This is a genomic window from Flavobacterium hibernum (assembly GCF_000832125.1).
GTDB classification, from domain to species: Bacteria; Bacteroidota; Bacteroidia; order Flavobacteriales; family Flavobacteriaceae; genus Flavobacterium; species Flavobacterium hibernum.
In genome coordinates, this window is the sequence record NZ_JPRK01000008.1 from 149,785 (window position 1) to 172,723 (window position 22,939).

The following is a 22,939-nucleotide window of genomic DNA, read 5'->3' on the forward strand; positions in this document are numbered from 1 at the left end:
TTGCTATGTTTTTTGCTCATTTCCTTCTATTTGATTTTCCTCTTTGTCCTTCTCTTCTTTTTCTTTCTGTTTGTTTTTTTCCTTACGTATTTTTTCTTCTTTAATCATCTCCTTTTCTGCGGCACTACGACGAAAAAGTTCTCTGAATTTATTATAACTCATGGTAATAATAAAGGCAACTCCCGTTTCAACAACTTGTCCTTCTACAGCAACCTGATATTCATTTTTTCTATAGGCACGAACCATATAACGCCCGTCTTTTGTAAGTTGATAATCTAGCGCAACGTCGCCGGCAATATTGGTGCTTTGCTCATTGGCGCGTTCCTGGCCTTCAACTGCAAAACTACTACCAACTGTTACTTTTAATCGGTCGTTTAAAAGTTTTTTAGAAACACCAACATTCAAATCAGTTCTGTTTTCTTTTGCACCTGTTGTATAATCTTCTGTAGATTCCAGATCAAATTCTAATTGAACTCCCGAAATCAATTCTCCAGCCAAATCATTCAATTGTTGCGAAAGTATTTTACTCACACTTTGTCTTGCCAAAGATTCGGCACTTGTTCCGCCGCTCTCGCTCGCAAAAGGATTTTCACCAATAAATCGATTCAAAAGCAAAAGTGCAAATACTTGTTTATTTAATTCAGCAGGTTCTTGACGAAGCTGTTCTAGTTTCGTTTTAGACTTTGTAATAATATCTGGCGAAACATCATAATTTCCATCCGGAAGCACGATATCAAAAGTTATTTCCGGCTTTAATAATTCGCCATTCATTTTCAAATGTGTCTGAAATGGGATTTTTTGTTTGTATGTGTTTTTCTCCGCCGGACTCATAGTTCCCAATTGATTTCCTAATAAATCAATTGGCGCTGTATTTACTTTATAAATTGCAGTAATATTCAAATTCGCCATTGTTGGCTCTCCATTCCAAATGATGTAACTTCCTTTTTGAATATCAAATTTTCTGCGAATCATATTAAAACTCATTTCATATGCTCCTTCTGAAAATTCATATTTACCAGTTAAAGTTGTTTTTCCGGATGGGTCTATTCCTCCAATAAGTTCAGCTTCACCTTTTAGATTCAAATAATCTCCATTTCCTTTATCGATCACTAAGGTAAGTTCTGCTTTTTTGTCTATAGAGATCGCAACGCTTACATCCATACCAATTAATTGCGATTGATTAAGCTTATTCTCGATCGCAATGGTTTGTTTAAGTTGTAAATCATCTTCGTTTACAAATTCTACAATTCCTTCTCGCTCTGCAATTGATGGATCTGACTGCGGCAAAACAACTGTAAATTTGGTATCTTCATTGATTTTGATCGTTCCGCCCACAATAGGGTTTGCAAGTGTTCCCTTGATATTTAGTTTGGTATCTAAAATCAAGTCACCGTAAAACATGTCATTGTCGATTTCTTTAGAATGAATTGCTCTAAAATCGTCTGCTACAACCGTTAAACCAAAATCAAAGTTGCTATAATCAGCAGATTTTATTGTTCCATCTATGGTTAACTCATTATCATTTTCGTCATGAAAAGAAAATTTATCAAACGTAATTACGTCGTTCTGAACTGTTATTTTCTCGTCTACTGTTTTAAAGTATGAATTGAATTTTGTTACTCTGAAACCTGCTTCTTTAAAATTTAATTCGCCATTAACTTTTGGTGCGGTTGCTTTTCCTGTAATTTTAAAATTTCCAGCCAAAAATCCTTTTCCTTCAGTAAGATTTCCCATACTGAAACCTTGAATACTTTTAATTGTAAGTTTATTTACATCTAAATTAAAATCAAGATTTCCATCGTCAATTTTGTAATCGCCTGTCAGACTTACGTCATTTTCTTCGCCGGTAAGCGTTACATTTGCCGCTAATAAATTATCGGTCTTATTGTCTACTTTTATTGCAATATCTCCAACCGGTTCGCCTTTAAAAGCAAATTTTTCTACTTTTATATCTGATGTAAATATTGGCTTTGTCATTATGTTTTCAACCAAAGCTGATCCATTTATCAAACCTTGCATTAAAAGTTCGTCTTTTTTAACGAGGTTCATAATAGTCTCGATTTTGAAATTCACAAAATCGACTTTCAAAGGAGAATTATTTCCTTCATTTTGAGATTGTACTCTTAGTTCATTGCCTGAATTCTCTAAGAAAAATTTATTTACATAAAGTCTTTTATCATCGAGTTCTATACAGTTTTCCGGATCAAGATTCCATTTATCATAATTTAGCACAAAATTATTCGAATCCAATTTCAAGGTGTTTTTACCATTCTCATGCAGTAATTCTCCTTTTATTAAATACTGCTCTTTTTGTTCTTTATCTTTTACTTGTAAAGCGTAAGAAAGAATATTATTCTGAATATTACCGGACAAACCTGCAAAAGGAATTTTAAAATCTCCGCTTTCTACAGGCGCGATAGAAACTTGATATTCTAATGCATTTTCTTTGGCTTCGATATTTATTTTACCATCAGAAATTGTGTTTCCTCCATAAACGATTTTCGGAATTGTTCCTTTTATTGCTAAAGAATCAACAACATTATTGTATTTTCCGGTAAGGATAATAGGTTCTAAACTTGTTAATTTTGGAACGAGTTTAAAAAGCAACGGATCGTTGTCTATTTTTAATGTAAAAGCCAACCTTTGCTCATCTGATTCTCCATTTACTTTAGGATTTTTTAAATCCATGTATTTAGACAATGATTTTTTTATGGCTGCGGATAATGTCGTCAGTTTGTATTTTCCATCAACTTCTGCTTTTAAGAATTGAGAAGAGATTTTGATATTGTTTCGATTATTATCTGCAAAAGCAATTACGCTCATTGAGTCCAAAACAATTGGTTCTGCACCTTGTGCTACCTGAATGTTCGAAAGAAATACTTTTCCGTTTAAGAAATCAGGATTACTATTAGCAATATCGGCATCGACATTTCCGCGCAATTTCATTGGTCCCGCATGTAGATTTAGCTTTTCGAGATCTGCAATATCCAGATTTAGTTTTAATTGAATGCTTGGGTATTTATCTTTTGTGTCACCGCTGGCTACTAAATCAAAATGCAAATTAGGGTCTTTCATTCCAGATTTAACAGCAAATGACCCGTTTGCTATATTTCCTTTTAATGCTAAATCTTTATAGGTGTATTTATTAAATACGGCTTTCTGCACCAATCCGTCAAATTCAGCCTGAGCTGTTTTCGGATCTAAACCTTTGCCTTTTACTTTCGCTTTAAGCGTAATTTTTCCAATTGAATCATTTTTGATCAATCGTCCTAAATCGAAATTTAATAAATAAACAGTTGCATCATAGCGTTCTTTGTTTTTAACGCGTTGATCGAATAATCCGTCTACTTTTGCATTTCCAAAACTACTGCTTAAGATCAAATTGGTATTAAAACTCTGAGCTGAACCTTTAAATTTTCCTTGTAAATTTAATTGCGATGGTATCTGAATATTTTTTGGAATTGTTCCTGCTGGCACAAACGAATAAATATCTTTTGAGGTGCTGGATAGTTTTTTAATGTCTAAATCGTAATACGCTTTTTGAGCATCAGGCAAGCCTTTTATTTTTCCCGAAAGAGAAACTTTTGTTGTTCCTATTCCGCTCATTTCGAATTGCGTAATATTCAAATCATTTACTTTTCCGCTTACGCGTGTATTCAAGTACAAAATGGCATTTGGATTTGTTTTAAATGGATTTGTTTTTTGCAAATCCGGCACAAATAATAATATGTCTTTAAATCCTATTTTAGATTGCTTTAAATTGGCGTCGACAGAAAGCTTTTCGATATTTTTAGAAACTGCTGCAATTGATGGATAACTAACTTTTACTTTATCCTGAAGTAATGTTTGTGGGGTTTTTAAATACAAATCAGTTAAATATGCATTTTTTGGACCGTAAAAGAAATTGGTTTTGAAGGACTCAATCTGCAATCCGCTTTTATCATTTGCGGTTAAGGTTTTTATATTTCCAGAAATAGTATCGTTTCCGTAATATAATTTCTCTGCTTTAAAATTGATTTTATCCAAATCCATATGACTGTAATCGATACCTTTTAAAATAGGCTTCGATTGCATATCATCAAACTTGAAAGCGATATTTTCCAGACTAACATCGTTTAATTTTGCCTTCCAACCAGCCTGTTTTATTGCTGTTGTATCTAAATTTGGAGTTTGAATTTGTTTGTCTTTTGCTCCTAATCGAAGATTTCCTTTTAAATTTTTTAATTCGAAAGTTTCTAAATCTACAAGCTGATTATTGAGGTCTATTGTATTGAATACTAAATTCAGGTTTCCTAGTTTTATTCCTGAATCTAGTTTGGAATCTTTATTATCATAAGCAATATCAATTTTAGACAAACTGATTTTACCTAATTTTAAATTGAAGTCGTTTCTTTTAGAAATTGTATCGGCAGTTTTTACTGAAACTTCGGCTATTTTCTCGACAACATCTTGGTTTAAAACAACTTTTAGTCCGCTTAAATTTATGCTCGGAATATCGAAATCCATTTTATCCAAATCGAATTTATTGAATTTGGTATCGAAATTGGAAAGTTTTAGGCGAACGTCGTTTTTAGAAAAATCGTCTTTAAAATTAAAATTAACATTTTTCAAATCTATCTTGACTACCGAAATTTTAAATGGTTTACTATCCGGATCTTCGACTTTGGGTTCTTTAGATTCAAAAGCTTTTATGATATAATCAAAATTAAAAACGCCATCTTTATTTCTGGAAATATTCGCTTTTACATTTTCTAATGAAACTGAATTGATTTCGAGTTCACTGCTAACTAATTTAAACAAATCGACATCTAGCTCTAATCGTTTACCTGCCAATAGAGTATCTTTTTTTTGATCTTCAAAATAAAAACCTTCTAAAACTATGTCTTTTGGAAATTTAATAGAAATATGGTCTAACGAAACTTTAGTTTTAATTTTTCCTTGTAGATAGTTAATCGCTTTGTCCTTGGCGAAATTCTGAACTGATGGAACCTGAATTAAAACAATAAGAAGTAGTAAAAGTGCAATAATCGAAACCACGCACCAAAGTAGTATACGCAGTGCTTTTTTTAGAAAATAAATTGGTTTCTTATTCATACGGTAATAAAACACTTTTAGACAATTGCGTTACTAATATTGTAGTCTTATACAATTTACAAAATTGTAAAAAATATAGCTCAAATTTTTATATAATTAAGGTCAATTATTCTATAATTCTATTTATATGTAACTATTTTCTTATTTAAACTAGAATCTGATATGCGGAAGCTTCTTTTCTAGAAGTTCCATTTTTTGTTGAAGTTTGGCTAAGAATTTCTGATGTTGTTCAGACTCCGGATTAAAACTTCGATGGCGCAGACTTTTTTGAATTTCATCGACTTCCTGCATCAATGAAACACTACTTTCATCAATATAATTTTCACTAAATCTATTCCAGATATAATCTATTGCAACCTGATTGGGATGCAACATATCCTCCGAATAAAAACGATAATCACGAAGTTCATCAATCATAATTTCGTACGAAGGAAAGTATTCTAATTTTAGATTGCTGATTTTAGATTTTAGATTAAAATGAAGTGCTGCAAACAAATGCGATTTGCTTAATTGGTTTTCGACAAATCCGTCTTTTATGTGACGAACCGGCGATATTGTAAAAATGAAGTTTATGTTTGGATTTAAAGTTTGAATGAATTCGATGGTATTTTGAATACTTTTCTGAATAACTTCTACTGATAATAATTCCTTTAAAAATTGCTTCTGAGGTACTTTATGACAATTGGCTACAATTTGATCGCTTTCTATATTTCTATAAATCCATGAGGTTCCATAGGTTATAATAATATGTGTCGCTTCGGTTAATTGCTTGTAAGTTTCTGAAAGTGCTTTGTTTAAAGTTTCTAATAATTCTTGTCTGTCAGAATTACTTAAATCCGAATGTACTTCATAGCTATGCCAACGTTCGTTGTAAAAGAAAACATCTTTCTCTGTGTAAAATTCTTGCTGTACAACTCTTTTAATTATGGTTTCGATCGAAACGGGATTGAAAATAATTCCAAACGAATTGGTTTCACTTTGAAACTTAAAATAATCGAATTTCTCAGCCATATTTTCTGCAAAACAAGAACCAAGTGAAATTACTTTCGAATTATAATCGATTGGATTATTTGTTTTAGAAATTGGAATTTGGGTTCTGAATTGCATGAAGTTTTATTTAAGTACGAATTTCGCCTATTTTCATCAATAAAAAAACCAAATACAGAAGTATTTGGTTTTTAATATAATTTTGAATTTCGATTCGTTAATACGTGTATTCTATTTCATATTCTACAGTTTTACCGTCGCCTGCTAATGACGTTTGTTTCGTTGGAAAACCTTTATCATTATAAATATAACTTGTTAAATAAACAGAAGAATTAGGCAAATCACTATCTACTCTTTTAATTTTTAATATGTTGTTATTAGAAATTTCTGTTTCTTTTAATAATAAATCTAAGCCTAAAATATTTTTTAGAGGATTATTTTTGGTGTCATATTCATAAGTTCTTGTCGATGTTACAACTCCTCTAACATTTTTATCTTCGATAAGATTACCGTCTTTATAAGTAAAACTTCCTTCGCTAATTTTTGTTTCATTTTTAGTATCTGGATCAACTTTGTAATCTATATATGAAATCAAATTATTAGAAACATGAGTATAAACTGTTTTGCCAATGTATTGTCCGTTGGGATATTTAGTTGTGAAAGATTCTCTTGTAATTCTGGTTTTTAATTTCCCGTTTTCATAAGTATATTCAGCCTCCATATCTTTAGTTTCTAAACCTTTAGAATCCACATCAAATAACTGCTGTTTGGTAATAAAATTTCCTGTATATGTAAAATTTACTTTTGAAATTTGTGATACACTACTTACTATTTTATTTCCATCATAAGTCAAAGTATTTTTAGTATTTGTTCCTAAATATACTGAAGGATAGATATAAGAAATTGTTTTAGGCAATATCGATTTATCTTCAGAAGAAGAGTTTTCGTCGCTTGAACACGACGTGAACACTAAAGTAAATGCACAGAAAAGCAATAAAAGTTTTTTCATATTTTTTGGTATTTGTTTTTGGTCGCGCAAATATAATTTAAAATAATATGAATACTAAAAATTAATATTCTCGCGTAAAAATCAACGATATATAGCCAAACTATTCACTACTTTTGCATCTTCAATAAATTTAAATTCACTTATGAAATTACTATATTCCTATATAATCAAACATAAAATGCTTCTGTTTTTTGCTTTGATTATGGCTACAATAAACATCTGTTTCAGCTTATCAGACTCTGTAATTACTGGAAAATTAATGCAAGACTGCGGTGTTGGTTTGCATAAATACGAAGGAAACGAAATGGGTTTCATAAAATCATTATCGTTTTGGCTCGGACTTTCGCTTGGTGCTGCAATGATTTCCAGAATTACGAAAAACTTTCAGGATTATTTTACCAATGTTGTGATCCAGCGAACTGGAGCTCAAATGTATACGGACGGAATTAAAAAATCTCTCGATTTACCTTACGCAGAATTTGAAGATCAACGCAGTGGTGAAACTTTAAGTAAATTAACCAAAGTACGTACTGACTCTGAAAAATTAATTACGCTTTCGATTTCTCTAATTTTTCAAACCATAATTGGGTTCATATTTGTAATTGTATATGTTGCCAGAATCGATTATCGTATTTCGATTATCTTTTTGATTACGGCGCCTATTATTGCTTTGATTAGTTCGTATTTAGGAAAAAAAATAAAAATTGTTTCTCGAAAAATTGTCAATCAAACTAATGCTCTTGCAGGTTCTACAACGGAGAGTTTAAGAAATATTGAACTTGTAAAAAGTTTAGGTTTAACGTATCAGGAAGAAAAACGTTTGAACTTAAATACTTTTAAAATTCTACATCTTGAACTGGAAAAAATTCGTTTCATTAGAAGTTTGAGTTTTATTCAAGGTACAACCGTACACTTTTTAAGAACTTGTGTGGTTTTTACTTTGTATTATTTTTTGTTTGGGAATAAAATTATTGTGGGTGATTTACTAACGATGGTATTTTTTACTTTTTTCATCTTTGGACCTTTACAAGAATTAGGGAATTTTATCATTGCCGTAAATGAGACTAAAGTTTCGATGGAAAACTTCAAGACTTTATTGAGTGCTCCAAAAGAATTTCGCCCAAAAAATCCTAAACATGTTGGAGCAATTCAGTCTTTATTATTTTCTAATGTGAGTTTTCAGCATAAAACGGCAAAATTTAAAGCGGTCGAAAATATCAATTTTGAAATCAAACAAGGGCAAACTGTTGCTTTTGTTGGGCCATCCGGTTCTGGAAAAACAACTTTAGTAAAATTATTGGTTGGATTATATACGCCCGCTGAAGGTCGTGTACTCTACAATGATATTGATTCTACAGAAATTGATTTATTGGATTTAAGAAAACAATTAGGATTTGTAACGCAAGATGCTCAGTTATTCTCCGGAACTATTCGTGAGAATTTATTGTTTGTAAAACCAAATGCAACCGACGAAGATTTATACGATGCACTGAAAAGAGCAAGTTGTGACAAACTATTAAAACGTGCCGAAGATGGTTTAAACACTACAATTGGCGAAGGCGGAATTAAGGTTTCGGGTGGAGAGAAACAACGTTTATCGATTGCTCGCGCGATATTAAGAAATCCGAATTTATTGATCTTTGATGAAGCAACGTCTGCATTAGATTCTATTACCGAAGAAGAAATTAATACTACCATCAGAAACATATCTGACAAAAACAGAATCACGGTTTTAATTGCTCACAGATTATCTACTGTAATGCACGCCGATAAAATATTTGTTCTGGAACAAGGAAAAATTATTGAAGAAGGAAAACACGAAGATTTAATTGTTGAAAAAGGTTTGTATTACGCTATGTGGCGCCAGCAGATTGGGGAGAGAAAATAGTTTTTTTTTAAATCTCGCAAAGACGCAGAGTCGCAAAGTTTTCTTTAATTCTTTGCGACTTTTTTTATTACTAAGTTTTTAAGTTTAAAAAGCTAGAGATTTGAAACTACTCTTTTTATACCAAGTTTTATTATTGGTACATTAAAGTTTATAAGTAAACCTAACTTCATTTTCGTGATTTTGAGATAAGTCAAAACTTGCTTTGCATGAACATCGGTAAGTTGTTGAATTGATTTGATTTCTAAAATTACCTTATTTTCAACTATTAAATCTGCTCTAAAGCCAATATCTAAGTTTATTTGATCCCAAATAACAGGTAAAACTTTTTGTCTTTCTACATTCAAACCTCGCTTAGTTAATTCATGATGCAGAATTACCTCGTAAACAGATTCTAACAATCCTGGACCAAGTTTTACATGGATTTTATAACATACATCGACTACAATAGCTGAAATTTCATTTTCTATCATTTTCTCTTTTTTATAAAATTAAAGAAAAAACTTACATAAAACTATTAAACTAAAAAAAAGTCGCAAAGCATATAAAATACTTTGCGACTCTGCGTCTTTGCGAGATTAAAAAATTACTTCACAAAATCTACGGCTTTAGCCAAAGCTTCAGCGATTCCATCAACGTTTTTACCTCCTGCAGTAGCAAAGAAAGGTTGTCCTCCTCCTCCACCTTGGATATATTTTCCTAATTCACGAACAACTTGTCCTGCGTTTAAGTTTTTCTCAGCAACTAATTCTTTAGAAATATAGCAAGTTAACATTGGTTTTCCTTCATGAGCTGTAGCGAAAACTACAAATAAGTTATGATAAGAATTACCCAATTCGTAAGCCAAATCTTTTGCTCCTTCCGGATTCAAATCAACTTGTTTTGCTAAGAATTGAACTCCGTTAATTTCTTGCAATTCTTTAGCCAAATCAGCTTTCATGTTTTTAGCTTTATCTTTCAATAAAACTTCCAATTGTTTTTTCAACTGAGCGTTTTCATCCTGTAATGCCAAAATAGATTTTACAGGATCCTGAGCATTTTTAAGTGCTTCTTTAATTTCACTTAACGCAACAGCTTGTGACTCAAAATATTCTTTTGCAGCTTCACTTGTAATTGCTTCAATTCTTCTAATTCCTGATGCAACAGCACCTTCTGAAACGATTTTGAAATGCCAAATATCAGATGTATTTGCTACGTGTGTTCCTCCACATAATTCGACAGAATCTCCAAACTTAATCATACGAACTAAATCTCCGTATTTCTCTCCAAACAAAGCAATTGCTCCTTCTTCGATTGCCTGATCTTTTGGAATTGCTCTTTTCTCGATTAATGGCAAACTTTCGCGAATCCTTGCATTTACAAAGTTTTCTACCTCTAATAATTCCTCATCAGTAACTTTAGAGAAGTGAGAAAAGTCAAAACGCAAAGAAGCATTACGAACCATCGAACCTTTTTGCTCAATATGCGTTCCTAAAATCTTGCGTAAACCTTGGTGCAATAAATGCGTAGCCGAGTGGTTTGACGAAGTTTTTGCTCTTTGATTAGCATCTACAACAGCATTAAAAGTTCCGGTAATGTTATCCGGTAACGATTGTGTTAAATGTATTGTTTGATTATTTTCTTTTTTAGTATCAATGATATAAATGATATCTCCGTTTTGAGCTTCTAAATATCCTTTATCTCCCGTTTGTCCTCCGCTTTCTCCGTAAAATGGAGTTGCATTGAAAACCAACTGATAAATTTCACCATCTTTTACACTATCAACTCTACGGTATTTAGTAATTTTTACTTGGTGTGATAATCTATCGTAACCAATAAATTCCTGAATATCATCTTCAACAATTACATTCCAGTCTCCAGCCGTAACTTTTGATGCAGCACGAGATCTTTCTTTTTGCAATTGCAATTGTTCCTGGAATCCTGCTTCGTCTAATTTTAATCCTTTTTCAGAAAGAATCAAAGCCGTTAAATCGATTGGAAATCCATAAGTATCATACAATTCGAAAGCTTTTTTACCATCGATTGTATCTCCTTGATTATTTAAAATTACAGCATCTAACAAGATTAATCCTTGATCTAGTGTACGCAAGAAAGAGTTTTCTTCTTCACGAATTACATTCGAACAAAGGGCTTTTTGAGTTCTGATTTCTGGGAAAGAATCTCCCATTTGCTCGCTCAAAGTTTCAACCAATTTAAAAATAAATGGCTCTTTTGTGCCTAAGAAAGTAAATCCGTAACGAATTGCACGACGCAAAATTCTACGAATTACATATCCAGCTCCGGTGTTAGACGGCAACTGTCCATCGGCAATAGCAAAAGCTACAGCACGAACGTGATCTGCAATAACACGAATTGCAATATTTACTTTTTCCTCAGCTTCATTTGATGCTTTAACAGTATAATTTGCTCCAGTAATAGTTTCAATTTCTCTAATCAAAGGCATGAAAACATCAGTATCATAGTTTGATGTTTTTCCTTGCAAAGCCATACACAAACGCTCAAATCCCATTCCGGTATCAACGTGTTGTGCAGGAAGTTTTTCCAGAGAACCATCTGCTTTACGGTTGAATTCCATGAATACATTGTTCCAGATTTCAACAACTTGCGGATGATCATTGTTTACTAAACTTTTTCCTGAAACGGCTGCTTTTTCTTCTGGAGTACGTAAATCAACATGAATTTCAGAACAAGGTCCACATGGTCCCTGATCTCCCATTTCCCAAAAATTATCTTTTTTATTTCCAAGAATAATTCGGTCTTCATCGATCAATCCTTTCCAAATATCCCAAGCTTCCTGATCAAAAGGAACGTTATCTTCTTTACTTCCTTCAAAAACAGAAACATAAAGATTTTCTTTTGGGATTTTATAAACTTCAGTCAATAATTCCCAAGCCCAGTTAATTGCTTCTTTTTTGAAATAATCTCCAAAAGACCAGTTTCCTAACATCTCAAACATGGTGTGGTGATACGTATCGATACCAACCTCTTCAAGATCGTTATGTTTTCCTGAAACACGAAGACATTTTTGCGTATCGGCTATTCTAGGACTTTTTGGAGTTCCGTTTCCTAAAAAATATTCTTTAAACTGGGCCATTCCCGAGTTGTTGAACATTAAGGTTGGATCGTCTTTAAGTACAATAGGAGCCGATGGAACAATTGTATGTCCTTTGCTCTCAAAAAAATCTAAAAATTGTTTACGTACGTCTTGTGATTTCATGTTATAATTAGAAAATGTGTCAATTTTGATAATGTGATAATTCGAAAATTTGTCAATCAGATAATTAAAATTTATTGTAACAATAATTATCTAATTGTCGCATTATCTAATTATCTAATTGTTTTTTATTCTTGAAAAAAAGCTTCGAACAACTGAAACATTTATTAATTTTGTTCGACTCACTAATTTTACAAGCTGCAAAAATAGGGTATTTTAAAATATGGCGAAAGTAAAATATTATTACGACTCAGAAAATCTGGCTTATACGAAAATAAAAACCAGAAAACGGGCTAAATTTGGCTATGCATTGTTGTTTTTGGTGGCTTCGGCCTTGTTTGGTTTTTTAGTTTTTATACTCTTAATCAACACTCCTTATTTCGAAACTCCAAAAGATCGTTTGCAAGCGCGTGAGATTGAGAACCTAAAACTGCAATACGCCATTTTGAACCGAAAAATGGATCAAATTGATGATGTAGCCGAAACATTAGAAGAGCGAGACAATAATATATACAGAGTTTATTTTAATAAAACCGAAATACCGGATTCGATTAGAAAAGCAGGTTTTAGAGATTCTAAACGATACAAAGATTTAGAAGGCTATAACAACTCACAACTGGTTTTAAATACAACAAAACGAATTGACCGATTATCTAAAGAATTAGCCATTCAATCTAAATCATTAGATGATATTTTGAAATTGGCAAGCACAAAAGGAAACTTATTATTAGCCATTCCGGCGATTCAGCCAGTTCGAAATGAGAATTTAAAACAAGTCGCATCGGGTTTTGGGTATAGAACTGACCCTTTCACGAAAGTGCGAAAAATGCATAACGGAATGGATTTTACTGCTCCAACAGGTTCACCCGTTTATGCCACAGGTGACGGCGTTGTTGACAGAGCTGACGCTTCTGCATCGGGATTTGGAAATCATGTCGTGATCAGGCATGGTTTTGGATACGAAAGTTTATATGCACATTTAAGCAAATACAACTGTAGACCAGGACAACATGTCAAACGCGGTGATGTTATTGGATATGTGGGAAGCACAGGTAGATCTGAAGGACCGCATTGTCATTACGAAGTGCATAAAGATGGAAAAGTCGTGAATCCGCTAAATTTTTACTACGGAAATATTTCGGCAGTCGAATATGTGGCGATTTCGCAAATGGCAAATCAAGAGAATCAGTCATTAGATTAATACTCGAAAAAGTAGTATTTTTGAAATTAAAATAGAAAATAAAGAAACATGCATATTGAGCTTTCAAAAGATAAAAGATATTATAGCATTGGCGAGGTTGCCAAGGCATTTAATGTCAATGCATCATTAATCAGGTTTTGGGATAGTGAATTTGATATCTTAAAACCAAAGAAGAATGCCAAAGGCAACAGAATGTTTACTCCGGACGATATTACAAACCTGCAATTGATTTATCATTTAGTCAAAGAAAGAGGTTTTACACTCGAAGGTGCCAAAATACATTTGAAAGAAGGACAAAAGAAAACTTTAGATAAATTCGAAATAATACGTAAATTAGAGACCATAAAAACACAATTAAACGAAATTAAGAACGAATTATAGTATATTTATTAAAAATTAGAAACAAACTTAAATTAAATACACATGAAAAGATTTTTGCCTTGGATTATTGGAGCAGTTGTGATTATTGGAATATACAGCTGGGTTAAAGGAATAAACAATACTGCCGTTACATTAAATCAAACTGTAGAGCAATCTTGGGGAGATGTTCAAACGGCTTACCAAAGACGTAATGACCTTATTGGAAATTTAGTGAACACAGTAAAAGGTGCTGCTGATTTTGAAAAATCTACATTGACTGCCGTTATCGAAGCTCGTGCAAAAGCAACAAGTGTAACGGTTGATCCAACGAACATTACGCCAGAACAACTTGCTGAATTCAATAAAGCACAAAGCGGTGTATCTTCATCTCTATCTAGATTATTAGTTTCTGTTGAACAATATCCAACACTAAAAGCTAATGAGAACTTCTTAAAATTACAAGACGAATTAGCTAGTACTGAAAATCAAATTTTAACAGCTAGAACTCGTTTCAATGAAGCTGTTAAACCATACAACAATCATATTAAAACATTCCCAAATAGTTTGTTTGCTGGTATGTTTGGATTCAAAGAAAAAGCATATTTTAATGCTGTTGAAGGTGCTGATAAACCAGTTGAAGTAAAATTCTAAAGATTTAATATTTTTGATTAACGATTTTAGATTGCAGATTAAATCTAAAATTTAAAATCGTTAATCTAAACTCTAAAATTACCCAAATGTCAAAAGTAGAAGATTTTTTAACCAAAGAAGAAGAACAAGATATTGTTGAAGCAATTCGTGTGGCCGAAAAAAATACTTCTGGCGAAATTAGAGTACATATAGAACAAACAACTTCTAAAGTTCCTTATGATAGGGCTTTAGAAGTTTTTTATGATTTAAAAATGAATGAAACCCAACAACAAAATGGTGTTTTATTTTATTTTGCCGTAGAAGATAAAACTTTTGCCATTTGCGGAGACAAAGGTATTCATGACCTTGTAGCCACAGATTTTTGGGATTGTACCAAAGATGCTATGGTAGCTCAGTTTAAATCAGGAAACTTTAAGCAAGGTATCGTTGATGGAATTCTAAACGCCGGAGAACAATTAAAAAAATATTTCCCTTGGTCTGAAGGCGACACCAACGAATTATCTAACGAAATCTCAAAAGGATAAATAATGAAAATTTCCAAAAACAAAACATCATATTCAAAAGGACTTTTTCAACTATCCTTTCTATTCATAGCATTCTTTATTACCAATTGTACTTTTGCACAATTTGAGATTCCTAAAGTCCCAGAAATACAAACTTCAGTTTATGATTATGCCAACGTTTTAAGCGCATCTGAAAAAGCTCAACTTGAAGAAAAACTAATTCGTTACTCAGACTCCACAACAACTCAAATTGTGGTAATTACAATTGAAAGTTTGAAAGGTGAAGATGTTAGCCAGTTAGCCACAAAATGGGGACAAACCTGGGGAATTGGAGGAACTGCAAAAGATGATAATGGTGTAATAATTTTATTGGCAAAAAACGAAAAAAAGATTGCCATTAATCCCGGTTATGGCGTTGAAGATCGTTTGACTGCCGGAATTGGCGGAACCATAATTCGAAATATAATTATACCTGAATTTAAAGCCGGAAGTTTTTACAACGGTCTTGACAAAGGAACTGATGCTATAATTGATGTTTTTAAAGGAAAATTTAAAGGCGAGCGTAAACAACAAGCAAAAGGAAAAGATTTTCCAATATTACCTTTTATTGTAATTATTGTTATTGTTTTAATTCTGCTTTCTCGAAATAAAGGCGGCGGAGGAAATTCGGGCAACAATGGTGGTGGAGGCCCTAGCCTACTCGATGCTATTATTCTAAGTAATCTTGGAAGAAGTAGCGGAGGCGGATTTGGAGGTTTCGGTGGCGGATCATCTGGTGGAGGTTTTGGCGGTGGAGGAGGCTTCGGAGGAGGTTTTGGCGGCGGCGGATTCTCTGGTGGAGGTTCTAGTGGAGGCTGGTAGATTTCAGTTTTCAGTCGCAGTCTCAATTTTCACTTTTTTATTTCATTAAAATCTATTTATGAGAATTAGTATTTATTTCTTTATTTTTTGTTCTTATTTTACCTCTTACTCGCAAGAGTTTATTGATAATGATAAGATCGAAGCTGGCAAGCAAATTGAAGAATTAAATACTATAATCGCTCAGAATCCAAGTGCCGAAAACTATTATTACAGAGGTTATAATAACTATGTAAATGAAAATTATTCTGATGCACTTGAAGATTACAACAAGGCGCTTTCAATAACGCCAAATGATTTTAATATCTATTTTAGTAGAGGAAATCTAAACATTAAAACACAGAATTATAAAAATGCCGTTGCAGACTTTTCTAAATGTATTTCATTAAATAAAGATTCGCAAAAAGCATATTTTAACCGAGCGTATGCGGAACGAAAACTTTTTAATCGTACGGCTGCAATCGAAGATTATACTAAAAATATCGCGCTTAAACCTGATAACTTAGCTGCTTACCAAAATAGAGGATTACTAAAAAAAGAATTAAATTTACATAAAGAAGCAATTGCTGATTTTGATAAAGTAATTGAAATGGATCCAAAATCAGTTGACGCCTATCAAAACAGGGGAATTTCAAAAGCAATGCTTAACTCAAAAGACGCTTTGACTGATTTTAATACAGCAGTAAAATTAGCGCCGGAAAATGCGGAAACTTATTTTAATAGAGCACTTTATTTTATTAATTTCAAAATAAAAGGAGATTATTGTTCAGATTTAAAAAAAGCGTTTAATTTTGGGTATTTATCAGCACAGGAATTAATAATCGAACTTTGTAAAAAATAATACGGAAAAATGTTATCACATAAAGCAAAATACGCCCTTAAGGCCTTACTTTATCTAGCAGAACAAGATGAGAATCACATTTCTAGAACTATAGAAATTGCTGATGGCGCCAATATTCCTAAAAAGTTTTTAGAACAAATTTTATTAGATCTAAAACGAGGACGTTTTGTGAGCAGCAAACAAGGAAAATTTGGCGGATATTACTTGATACGTTCAAAAAACGACATTACTTTGGCAGAAATTCATCGTTTATTTGACGGTGCAATTGCGCTTTTACCATGTGCTTCGTTAAACTTTTACGAGCCATGCTCTGATTGTAAAACCGAGGAAGAATGTAGCCTGAGACACGGTTTAATGATCATTCGTGATGAGACTTTAAAAGCAATGCAAGGCATCACAATCGCCTCACTTGTAAAGAAATAAAAAAATATTTTCTAATTCCTAGTAAATCGATAGAATTAATATTTATATTTGCAGAAAATAATTAACAAACCATTTACAAAATTTTAACCCTATGAAAGTACATTACAATCTATCTGGTGGATCTAAAAATCTTTTGCAAAGAAACCAAAATAGTCAATTTACAACCTTGAAAAATAATTCTTCTATGATGTGTATGTGTTGGTAAAAAAAATTTATTATAAATTCTACTAATTACATATACTTAATATAAAAATGAAAAATTCTATCAAAAATATACTTACCCTATTATCTTTTTTAACTTTCTCAATATCATTCGCACAAAACATAGATGGTGTTGTTAAAATAAACGATAACACACCTTTAGAAGCAGCAAATGTCGTTGTAAAAGGAACTACTTCTAACACTACCACCGATCAAAACGGAAAATTTAGTATTGATACAAAAGGAAAACTTCCGTTAACTATTTTAGTTCAATACGTAGGATATAAAACTACAGAGATTCAACTTACAGATTTACCAACATCTCCTTTACAAGTTTTCTTAAAGGAAGAAAATGAACTTATTGAAGTTGTGGTTTCATCAAGACGTAGAATCGAGAAAGTTCAGGATGTGCCAATTGCTATCTCTGTAATTACTGGTAAACAAGCAGAACAAACAGGAGCTTTTAATGTTAATCGTATTAAAGAATTAGTTCCATCTGTACAATTGTACTCTTCAAATCCTAGAAATACCGGTATCAATATTCGTAGTCTTGGTTCGCCTTTTGGACTTACAAATGATGGAATTGATCCTGGAGTTGGTTTTTATGTTGATGGTGTTTATTATGCTCGTCCTGCTGCCACTACTCTTGACTTTATTGATGTAGAGCAAATTGAGGTTTTACGTGGGCCACAAGGATCTTTGTTTGGAAAAAATACAACATCTGGTGCTTTTAACATTACTACTCGTAAACCAAGTTTTACTACTGGAGCTGACTTTGAGGTGAGTTACGGAAATTACAATTTTCTTCAGGCAAAAGCTTCGGTTACTGGAGCATTGAGCAGTAAAATTGCAGGTCGTATTTCCTTTTCAGGTACGCAACGTGATGGTTTAATTGATAATGTTGTAACAGGAAGACCAACAAATACTTTAAACAATCAAGGAATTAGAGGTCAATTACTTTTTACTCCTTCAGAAAATACTAACATTATATTTGCCGGTGATATTACTACTCAACGTCCTGATGGATATGCTCAGGTTGTTGCAGGTGTTGCACCAACACAAAGAGCTGCTTACAGACAGTTTGATGCTATTATTAAGGATTTAAACTACCAACTTCCAAGCCGTAATGCTTTTGATCGTAAAATTGATCATGATACGCCATGGCGTTCTGGACAAGATATGGGAGGACTTTCTCTTAATATTGATACAAAAATTGGAACAGGAACTCTTACATCAACAACTGCTTGGCGTTTTTGGAACTGGGATCCATCAAATGACAGGGATTTTACAGGATTGCAAGTTTTGGCAAAATCACAAAATCCTACAAGACAAACTCAATTTACTCAAGAAGTTCGTTACGCAGGTCAACTTACCTCAAAAATAAGTGGTGTTGTGGGTGTGTTCTTTATTGATCAAACATCTCAAACAGACGGAACTGAGGAATCTGGTAATGCACAATGGAGATTTGCTCAAAGTACGACTAGCCCATTATGGAAAACTCCGGGTCTTTTTGAAGGATACGGAATTAAAACGGATGCCAACATTAGATCTTCAAGTGCGGCAGTTTTTGGTCAAATTGATTGGGCTATTACAGATCGTTTACACATTTTACCAGGTTTAAGATATAACTTCGATAAAAAAGATGCGCATTATGCTCGTACAACTTACGGAGGTTTACAAACTACTGATCCTGCATTATTGGCGTTGAAAAAACTAGTTTATTCTGATCAGGCATTTGATTCTAGTACTGATAACACTGACTTTTCTGGAAACTTAACATTGACTTACAAAGCTTCGGACAAAATTAATTTTTATGCTACTTATGCAAAAAGTTACAAACCAGTTGGTGTAAACGTAGCTGGACTTCCTACTGATGCAAAAGGTCAGCCATTATTAGATCTTGCGGTAATTAAACCCGAAAAAGTTAATCACTATGAAATTGGTGTAAAAACTTCTCCTTTTAAAAATTCAGTATTTAACCTTGCGTTCTTTGATACGGATATTAAAGATTTCCAAACGAATGTACAAGCTGCAGAATTGGGTGTAAACCGTGGATATCTTGCAAACGCTGACGAAGTACGTGTAAAAGGGGCTGAACTTGATGCTAGTTTTGTTTTTAGCCAACACTTTACTTTAAATGCTGCTGCAACGTATACTGATGGTAAATATGTTAAGTTTACAAATGCACCACTTCCATTAGAAGAAACTGGAGCTCCTGTAGCTTTTAAAGATGTTTCCGGAACTGAATTGCCAGGTGCTTCAAAATGGGCAGGATCTTTGGGTGGTGAACTTTCAAACACTGCAAAATTCTTTGGAAATAAAGGAAAAGTTTTCGTTGCTCTAGATGGCTACGCCCGTTCTAAATTTTCATCAAGTCCATCGGCTTCAAAATATTTAGTTGTTCCGGGTTATGCAATTTTTAATGCTCGTATTGGTTTTAGAGCATCTGAAGGTTTATCAATTCATTTCTGGGGACGTAACCTTTTAAATAAAGATTACTACGAACAATTGTTACCAGCAGGTGGAAACACTGGACAATATGCAGGTGTAATTGGTGACCAAAGAACTTATGGAGTAACTTTAAAATATTCATTGTAAGCACTTAGTTAATTTTATATAAAGTAAACGAGGTCGGTTTTATAAACTTACCTCGTTTTTTTGTTTTACATCAAATTCGTAAAAATTCAAAATCAATATTGCTTACGCATTTCGCAAAAGGTTTTCATTTTATTAAATCGAATTCATAGCACAAAAAAAAAAAAGCACAACTGTACGTCTCTAATTTAAAACCTTTGTCCCTCTGAACCTTTAAAAAAGCTATTCCTCTCCTCTTTGTCTTTTCTTTTTTCCTTTTTCAGCAGCAGCAAAATTTCCTATTTTATAACTCAGTGAAAACATTACGTAACGCTTTAGAACTGTATTTTCTTCATCGCGAATTGAGGTTGCCGAGATAGTTCTGGTTGCACTTTGGTTCTGATTTAAAACATCATATACTTTTATTTTAGCATATACTTTTTTATCAAAAAAACCATAAGACAAACTTGTATTCCATAAGTAGAAATCTTTTTTGAAATTACTCGAAATACTAGAATTGTATGTGTAACCAAAATCGTTTCCAAAAATTAAATTTTCTGGCCAGTAACTTGTTGTTTGAAAATTGATTCGATGCACAACGTTTGAACTCGCATCTCGTGAAGAATTCTCATAATTGGTTTGATTGTATGATAAACTATATGATGGCGAAATAACCAAAACTTCTCCATACTCATAAGTAAGATTTACTTTTGGCGTAATGGCTGTAGATTTTGCGTTGTAAATAATAGCATTGGTATAGCCTTTATCAAACGAATAACTACCGTTTAGCCCAAAACCATATCTAAAAACATTAGCATCTTTTTTTATCGATTGATTCCAGTTTCCACCAACAGATGCGATGTAAGTGCCCGAAATATTTGCGTATGTAGTAGTTCTTTTTCCACTGTCATCATAAATCGAAGTCGAAACCACATCGTTATTATAGTAATCTCCTTTTACATACAAACTATATCCGGAACGCGTACGGAAATCATAATTTCTAAAACTAAAGTTCGCACTATTTTTCTCGATCGGTTTTAAATTAGGGTTTCCAATTAAAGTATTTAACGGATTGCTTAAATTTAATACCGGCATTAATTGCACTGCAGATGGAAGTGCGTTCGAATAATCGTATTTGAATGATAGATTTTTTGATCGGCTAAACTTATAACGTATCTGAAAATCTCCATATGGCAACGCATATTTCTTGTTTAAATCTGTCGCATTGTTCAAATATAACGAATGATTATCAAACTGAATAAGTGCTGTTCTAGTGTTTAAATTGACTGTAAACTTACTCTTCTGCCATGTAATCCCCACTTTTGGACTAAAGGAATTTTGCCTTGAAGTAGTGTAATTAGACAATGAATCATTTAAACTAGAATAAGATTGCGATGTAGCATTATAATCGAATGTTTTTGTATCCTTCATGTCATTACTCCAATCAAAATCAGATCCAAAACGAATTCTTAACGAATCTGTAACAGGCTCTGTATATTCAAGTTCAAGAGAGTAAGTATCATTTTTATTCTTATTGATACTTTTCTGATTTCTATCATCGTTGGGCTTGTTGTCCTTATAAAAAATAGTTTGAGAAAGATTCAAGGCATCAGCATCAGTATTAGAATTGTTGTTATCAAAAACAACACTAAAATTACGTGACTTTTTCTTGAATGCTTTATTAAAGTTAATGGTATTGGTAAAACTTGTATTGGTACTTTCTGAGAATGATTTAGCGTTACTTTCGTTCAAAGCAACTCCATTCTCATCTTCTGAAGCACTCGATGAAGACGAATTACCATTCGAACGGGATTGATTAACTTTTGGCACAATTACCAATCGTGTCGACGGATCTATTTTATACTCCAATTCTAAATTTACATTATTACTTGTGCTTTCATTTCTAGTTTTTGAATCGGCCGAAGTTGCAATGTTTCCTGTGGGTAAAAAACTAACCTGATCTGATTTGCTTTCGTTATTATTAATGGAATTCGAAAAATTATAACTTCCCATAGCCATTAACTTCTCCGTCCAATCGTCAGAATAATTAAGCCCAACTAAATTCGATTGTGTAATTCCTTTACCGCTTCCGGAACTTCCGACACTGCCTTTGCTGTTTCGGCCGCCGCCCATATTATCAAAAACCTCATCCATTGCAAAACCGGTTGAGTTAATATTATTTGACGATGCCAAAACACTTATTTTTTGTTTGTTATTGAAAAAGTTTAACAGAAGACTACTTTCATAACGTTCATCAGAACCATAGCCTCCAAGTATTTTTCCAAAATATCCCTTGTTTTTCTTTTCGTCGATTGTAATATTGATACTGGAATAATCTGAAGTCGATTCTTGTTTAGAGAGTTCCTCTTTCTTTGTTTTAAAATCTGAAACTTGGATTTTTTTAATAATTTCAGCCGGAAGATTTTTCAACGCAATGGCACCATCTTTGTCAAAAAACGTCTTTCCGTTTACCAAAACCTGATTTACCTCTCGTCCGTTTACGGTAACTTTACCATCTGTTCCCACATCAAAACCTGGCAATTGTTTTAGCAGCGTTTCTACATTAGAATCTGGGCGAACTTTATACGATGCAGCATTAAACTCTAAAGTATCTTTTTTTATAGTAATTGGCGGAGCTTCACTTTTTATAACTACATTATCTAAAGCATTTGCAGCCTCGAGCAAATATAATTTACCGTAATCCTTATTTTCTAAAAGACTTTTTTCTTCTTCAAAATAAGGTTGATACCCCATATAATTTACCTTCAAAAAAACGGGCTTATCAATTTTTTTAGTTCTAATGCTAAAAGCACCGTTTTTATCGGTTGTAGCATATTCGATTACTGTAGAATCTTTGACTGTTGTAAAATAAACCGTTGCCAGTTCTAGCGGCAATTGTGTATTAATATCGACAACTGTTCCTTTAATAACAATTTCGTTCTGAGCACTTGCCGAATAACAAAAGAGGGAAAAAATTAGAAAATAATAAATTTTGGTCATAAAATGGTTAGTTAGAAATAGTAAGACCCAAATAGAGTCAAATGGTTTAATTGTAAGTTTAACATTTACTCAAACAGTGTGCCACTAAACTCACCAAAAACATTTCTGATTAATAAAAGGCATAAAAAAAGTCCCCAT

At 32.8% G+C, this 22,939-nt stretch carries 15 protein-coding genes; 9 read left to right on the top strand and 6 right to left on the bottom strand.

Annotated features, from left to right (window positions below):
* Window positions 1-3 precede the first annotated feature (3 nt).
* From IW18_RS09800 to IW18_RS09810, 3 genes are all read right to left on the bottom strand, one after another.
* Window positions 4-5,094 carry a translocation/assembly module TamB domain-containing protein gene (locus tag IW18_RS09800; protein WP_041517407.1) on the bottom strand — a complete coding sequence of 1,697 codons (5,091 nt, stop codon included), beginning with the start codon at window positions 5,092-5,094 and terminating at the stop codon, window positions 4-6.
* A gap of 150 nt (window positions 5,095-5,244) precedes the next feature.
* Window positions 5,245-6,201: a GSCFA domain-containing protein gene (locus IW18_RS09805; RefSeq protein WP_041517408.1), complete on the bottom strand. Its 957-nt coding sequence runs from the start codon at window positions 6,199-6,201 to the stop codon at window positions 5,245-5,247.
* 97 nt (window positions 6,202-6,298) lie between these two features.
* The gene (locus IW18_RS09810) at window positions 6,299-7,090 is read right to left on the bottom strand and encodes a hypothetical protein (RefSeq protein WP_041517409.1); all 792 of its coding nucleotides are present in this window, start codon (window positions 7,088-7,090) and stop codon (window positions 6,299-6,301) included.
* Window positions 7,091-7,232: 142 nt separating this feature from the next.
* On the opposite strand from IW18_RS09810, the gene IW18_RS09815 reads away from it, so the two are divergent.
* The gene (locus IW18_RS09815; RefSeq protein ID WP_041517410.1) at window positions 7,233-8,978 is read left to right on the top strand and encodes an ABC transporter ATP-binding protein; all 1,746 of its coding nucleotides are present in this window, start codon (window positions 7,233-7,235) and stop codon (window positions 8,976-8,978) included.
* Between the two features lie 92 nt (window positions 8,979-9,070).
* Here IW18_RS09815 and IW18_RS09820 read toward each other — a convergent pair whose 3' ends face one another.
* Complete coding sequence (locus IW18_RS09820) at window positions 9,071-9,448, bottom strand: GxxExxY protein (RefSeq protein ID WP_041517411.1); 378 nt, start codon at window positions 9,446-9,448, stop codon at window positions 9,071-9,073.
* Window positions 9,449-9,561: 113 nt separating this feature from the next.
* On the bottom strand, window positions 9,562-12,192 hold the full coding sequence (gene alaS, locus IW18_RS09825) for an alanine--tRNA ligase (RefSeq protein WP_041517412.1): 2,631 nt from the start codon (window positions 12,190-12,192) through the stop codon (window positions 9,562-9,564).
* A 220-nt stretch (window positions 12,193-12,412) separates the two neighbouring features.
* Here alaS and IW18_RS09830 point away from each other — a divergent pair, with 220 nt between their 5' ends.
* From IW18_RS09830 to IW18_RS09865, 8 genes are all read left to right on the top strand, one after another.
* The gene (locus tag IW18_RS09830) at window positions 12,413-13,390 is read left to right on the top strand and encodes a peptidoglycan DD-metalloendopeptidase family protein (RefSeq protein ID WP_041517413.1); all 978 of its coding nucleotides are present in this window, start codon (window positions 12,413-12,415) and stop codon (window positions 13,388-13,390) included.
* A 48-nt stretch (window positions 13,391-13,438) separates the two neighbouring features.
* Window positions 13,439-13,771, top strand: a complete 333-nt coding sequence (locus IW18_RS09835; RefSeq protein ID WP_041517414.1) for a MerR family transcriptional regulator — start codon at window positions 13,439-13,441, stop codon at window positions 13,769-13,771.
* A gap of 42 nt (window positions 13,772-13,813) precedes the next feature.
* Window positions 13,814-14,401 (top strand): LemA family protein, encoded by a 588-nt coding sequence (locus tag IW18_RS09840; RefSeq protein WP_041517415.1) that lies wholly within the window; start codon window positions 13,814-13,816, stop codon window positions 14,399-14,401.
* A gap of 86 nt (window positions 14,402-14,487) precedes the next feature.
* Complete coding sequence (locus tag IW18_RS09845; protein ID WP_041517416.1) at window positions 14,488-14,925, top strand: TPM domain-containing protein; 438 nt, start codon at window positions 14,488-14,490, stop codon at window positions 14,923-14,925.
* 3 nt (window positions 14,926-14,928) lie between these two features.
* Window positions 14,929-15,765: a TPM domain-containing protein gene (locus tag IW18_RS09850; RefSeq protein WP_041517417.1), complete on the top strand. Its 837-nt coding sequence runs from the start codon at window positions 14,929-14,931 to the stop codon at window positions 15,763-15,765.
* 58 nt (window positions 15,766-15,823) lie between these two features.
* Complete coding sequence (locus tag IW18_RS09855) at window positions 15,824-16,603, top strand: tetratricopeptide repeat protein (RefSeq protein WP_041517418.1); 780 nt, start codon at window positions 15,824-15,826, stop codon at window positions 16,601-16,603.
* Window positions 16,604-16,612: 9 nt separating this feature from the next.
* Window positions 16,613-17,026 carry an RrF2 family transcriptional regulator gene (locus IW18_RS09860; protein WP_041517419.1) on the top strand — a complete coding sequence of 138 codons (414 nt, stop codon included), beginning with the start codon at window positions 16,613-16,615 and terminating at the stop codon, window positions 17,024-17,026.
* A 252-nt stretch (window positions 17,027-17,278) separates the two neighbouring features.
* On the top strand, window positions 17,279-19,825 hold the full coding sequence (locus IW18_RS09865; protein WP_041517420.1) for a TonB-dependent receptor: 2,547 nt from the start codon (window positions 17,279-17,281) through the stop codon (window positions 19,823-19,825).
* A 219-nt stretch (window positions 19,826-20,044) separates the two neighbouring features.
* Here IW18_RS09865 and IW18_RS09870 read toward each other — a convergent pair whose 3' ends face one another.
* On the bottom strand, window positions 20,045-22,801 hold the full coding sequence (locus IW18_RS09870; protein ID WP_041517421.1) for an outer membrane beta-barrel protein: 2,757 nt from the start codon (window positions 22,799-22,801) through the stop codon (window positions 20,045-20,047).
* Window positions 22,802-22,939: the final 138 nt, after the last annotated feature.

Coding starts and splice junctions, on each gene's coding strand:
- IW18_RS09800 (WP_041517407.1), bottom strand. CDS start 5,094: ATGAATAAGAAACCAATTTATTTTCTAAAAAAAGCACTGCGTATACTA.
- IW18_RS09805 (WP_041517408.1), bottom strand. CDS start 6,201: ATGCAATTCAGAACCCAAATTCCAATTTCTAAAACAAATAATCCAATC.
- IW18_RS09810 (WP_041517409.1), bottom strand. CDS start 7,090: ATGAAAAAACTTTTATTGCTTTTCTGTGCATTTACTTTAGTGTTCACG.
- IW18_RS09815 (WP_041517410.1), top strand. CDS start 7,233: ATGAAATTACTATATTCCTATATAATCAAACATAAAATGCTTCTGTTT.
- IW18_RS09820 (WP_041517411.1), bottom strand. CDS start 9,448: ATGATAGAAAATGAAATTTCAGCTATTGTAGTCGATGTATGTTATAAA.
- alaS (WP_041517412.1), bottom strand. CDS start 12,192: ATGAAATCACAAGACGTACGTAAACAATTTTTAGATTTTTTTGAGAGC.
- IW18_RS09830 (WP_041517413.1), top strand. CDS start 12,413: ATGGCGAAAGTAAAATATTATTACGACTCAGAAAATCTGGCTTATACG.
- IW18_RS09835 (WP_041517414.1), top strand. CDS start 13,439: ATGCATATTGAGCTTTCAAAAGATAAAAGATATTATAGCATTGGCGAG.
- IW18_RS09840 (WP_041517415.1), top strand. CDS start 13,814: ATGAAAAGATTTTTGCCTTGGATTATTGGAGCAGTTGTGATTATTGGA.
- IW18_RS09845 (WP_041517416.1), top strand. CDS start 14,488: ATGTCAAAAGTAGAAGATTTTTTAACCAAAGAAGAAGAACAAGATATT.
- IW18_RS09850 (WP_041517417.1), top strand. CDS start 14,929: ATGAAAATTTCCAAAAACAAAACATCATATTCAAAAGGACTTTTTCAA.
- IW18_RS09855 (WP_041517418.1), top strand. CDS start 15,824: ATGAGAATTAGTATTTATTTCTTTATTTTTTGTTCTTATTTTACCTCT.
- IW18_RS09860 (WP_041517419.1), top strand. CDS start 16,613: ATGTTATCACATAAAGCAAAATACGCCCTTAAGGCCTTACTTTATCTA.
- IW18_RS09865 (WP_041517420.1), top strand. CDS start 17,279: ATGAAAAATTCTATCAAAAATATACTTACCCTATTATCTTTTTTAACT.
- IW18_RS09870 (WP_041517421.1), bottom strand. CDS start 22,801: ATGACCAAAATTTATTATTTTCTAATTTTTTCCCTCTTTTGTTATTCG.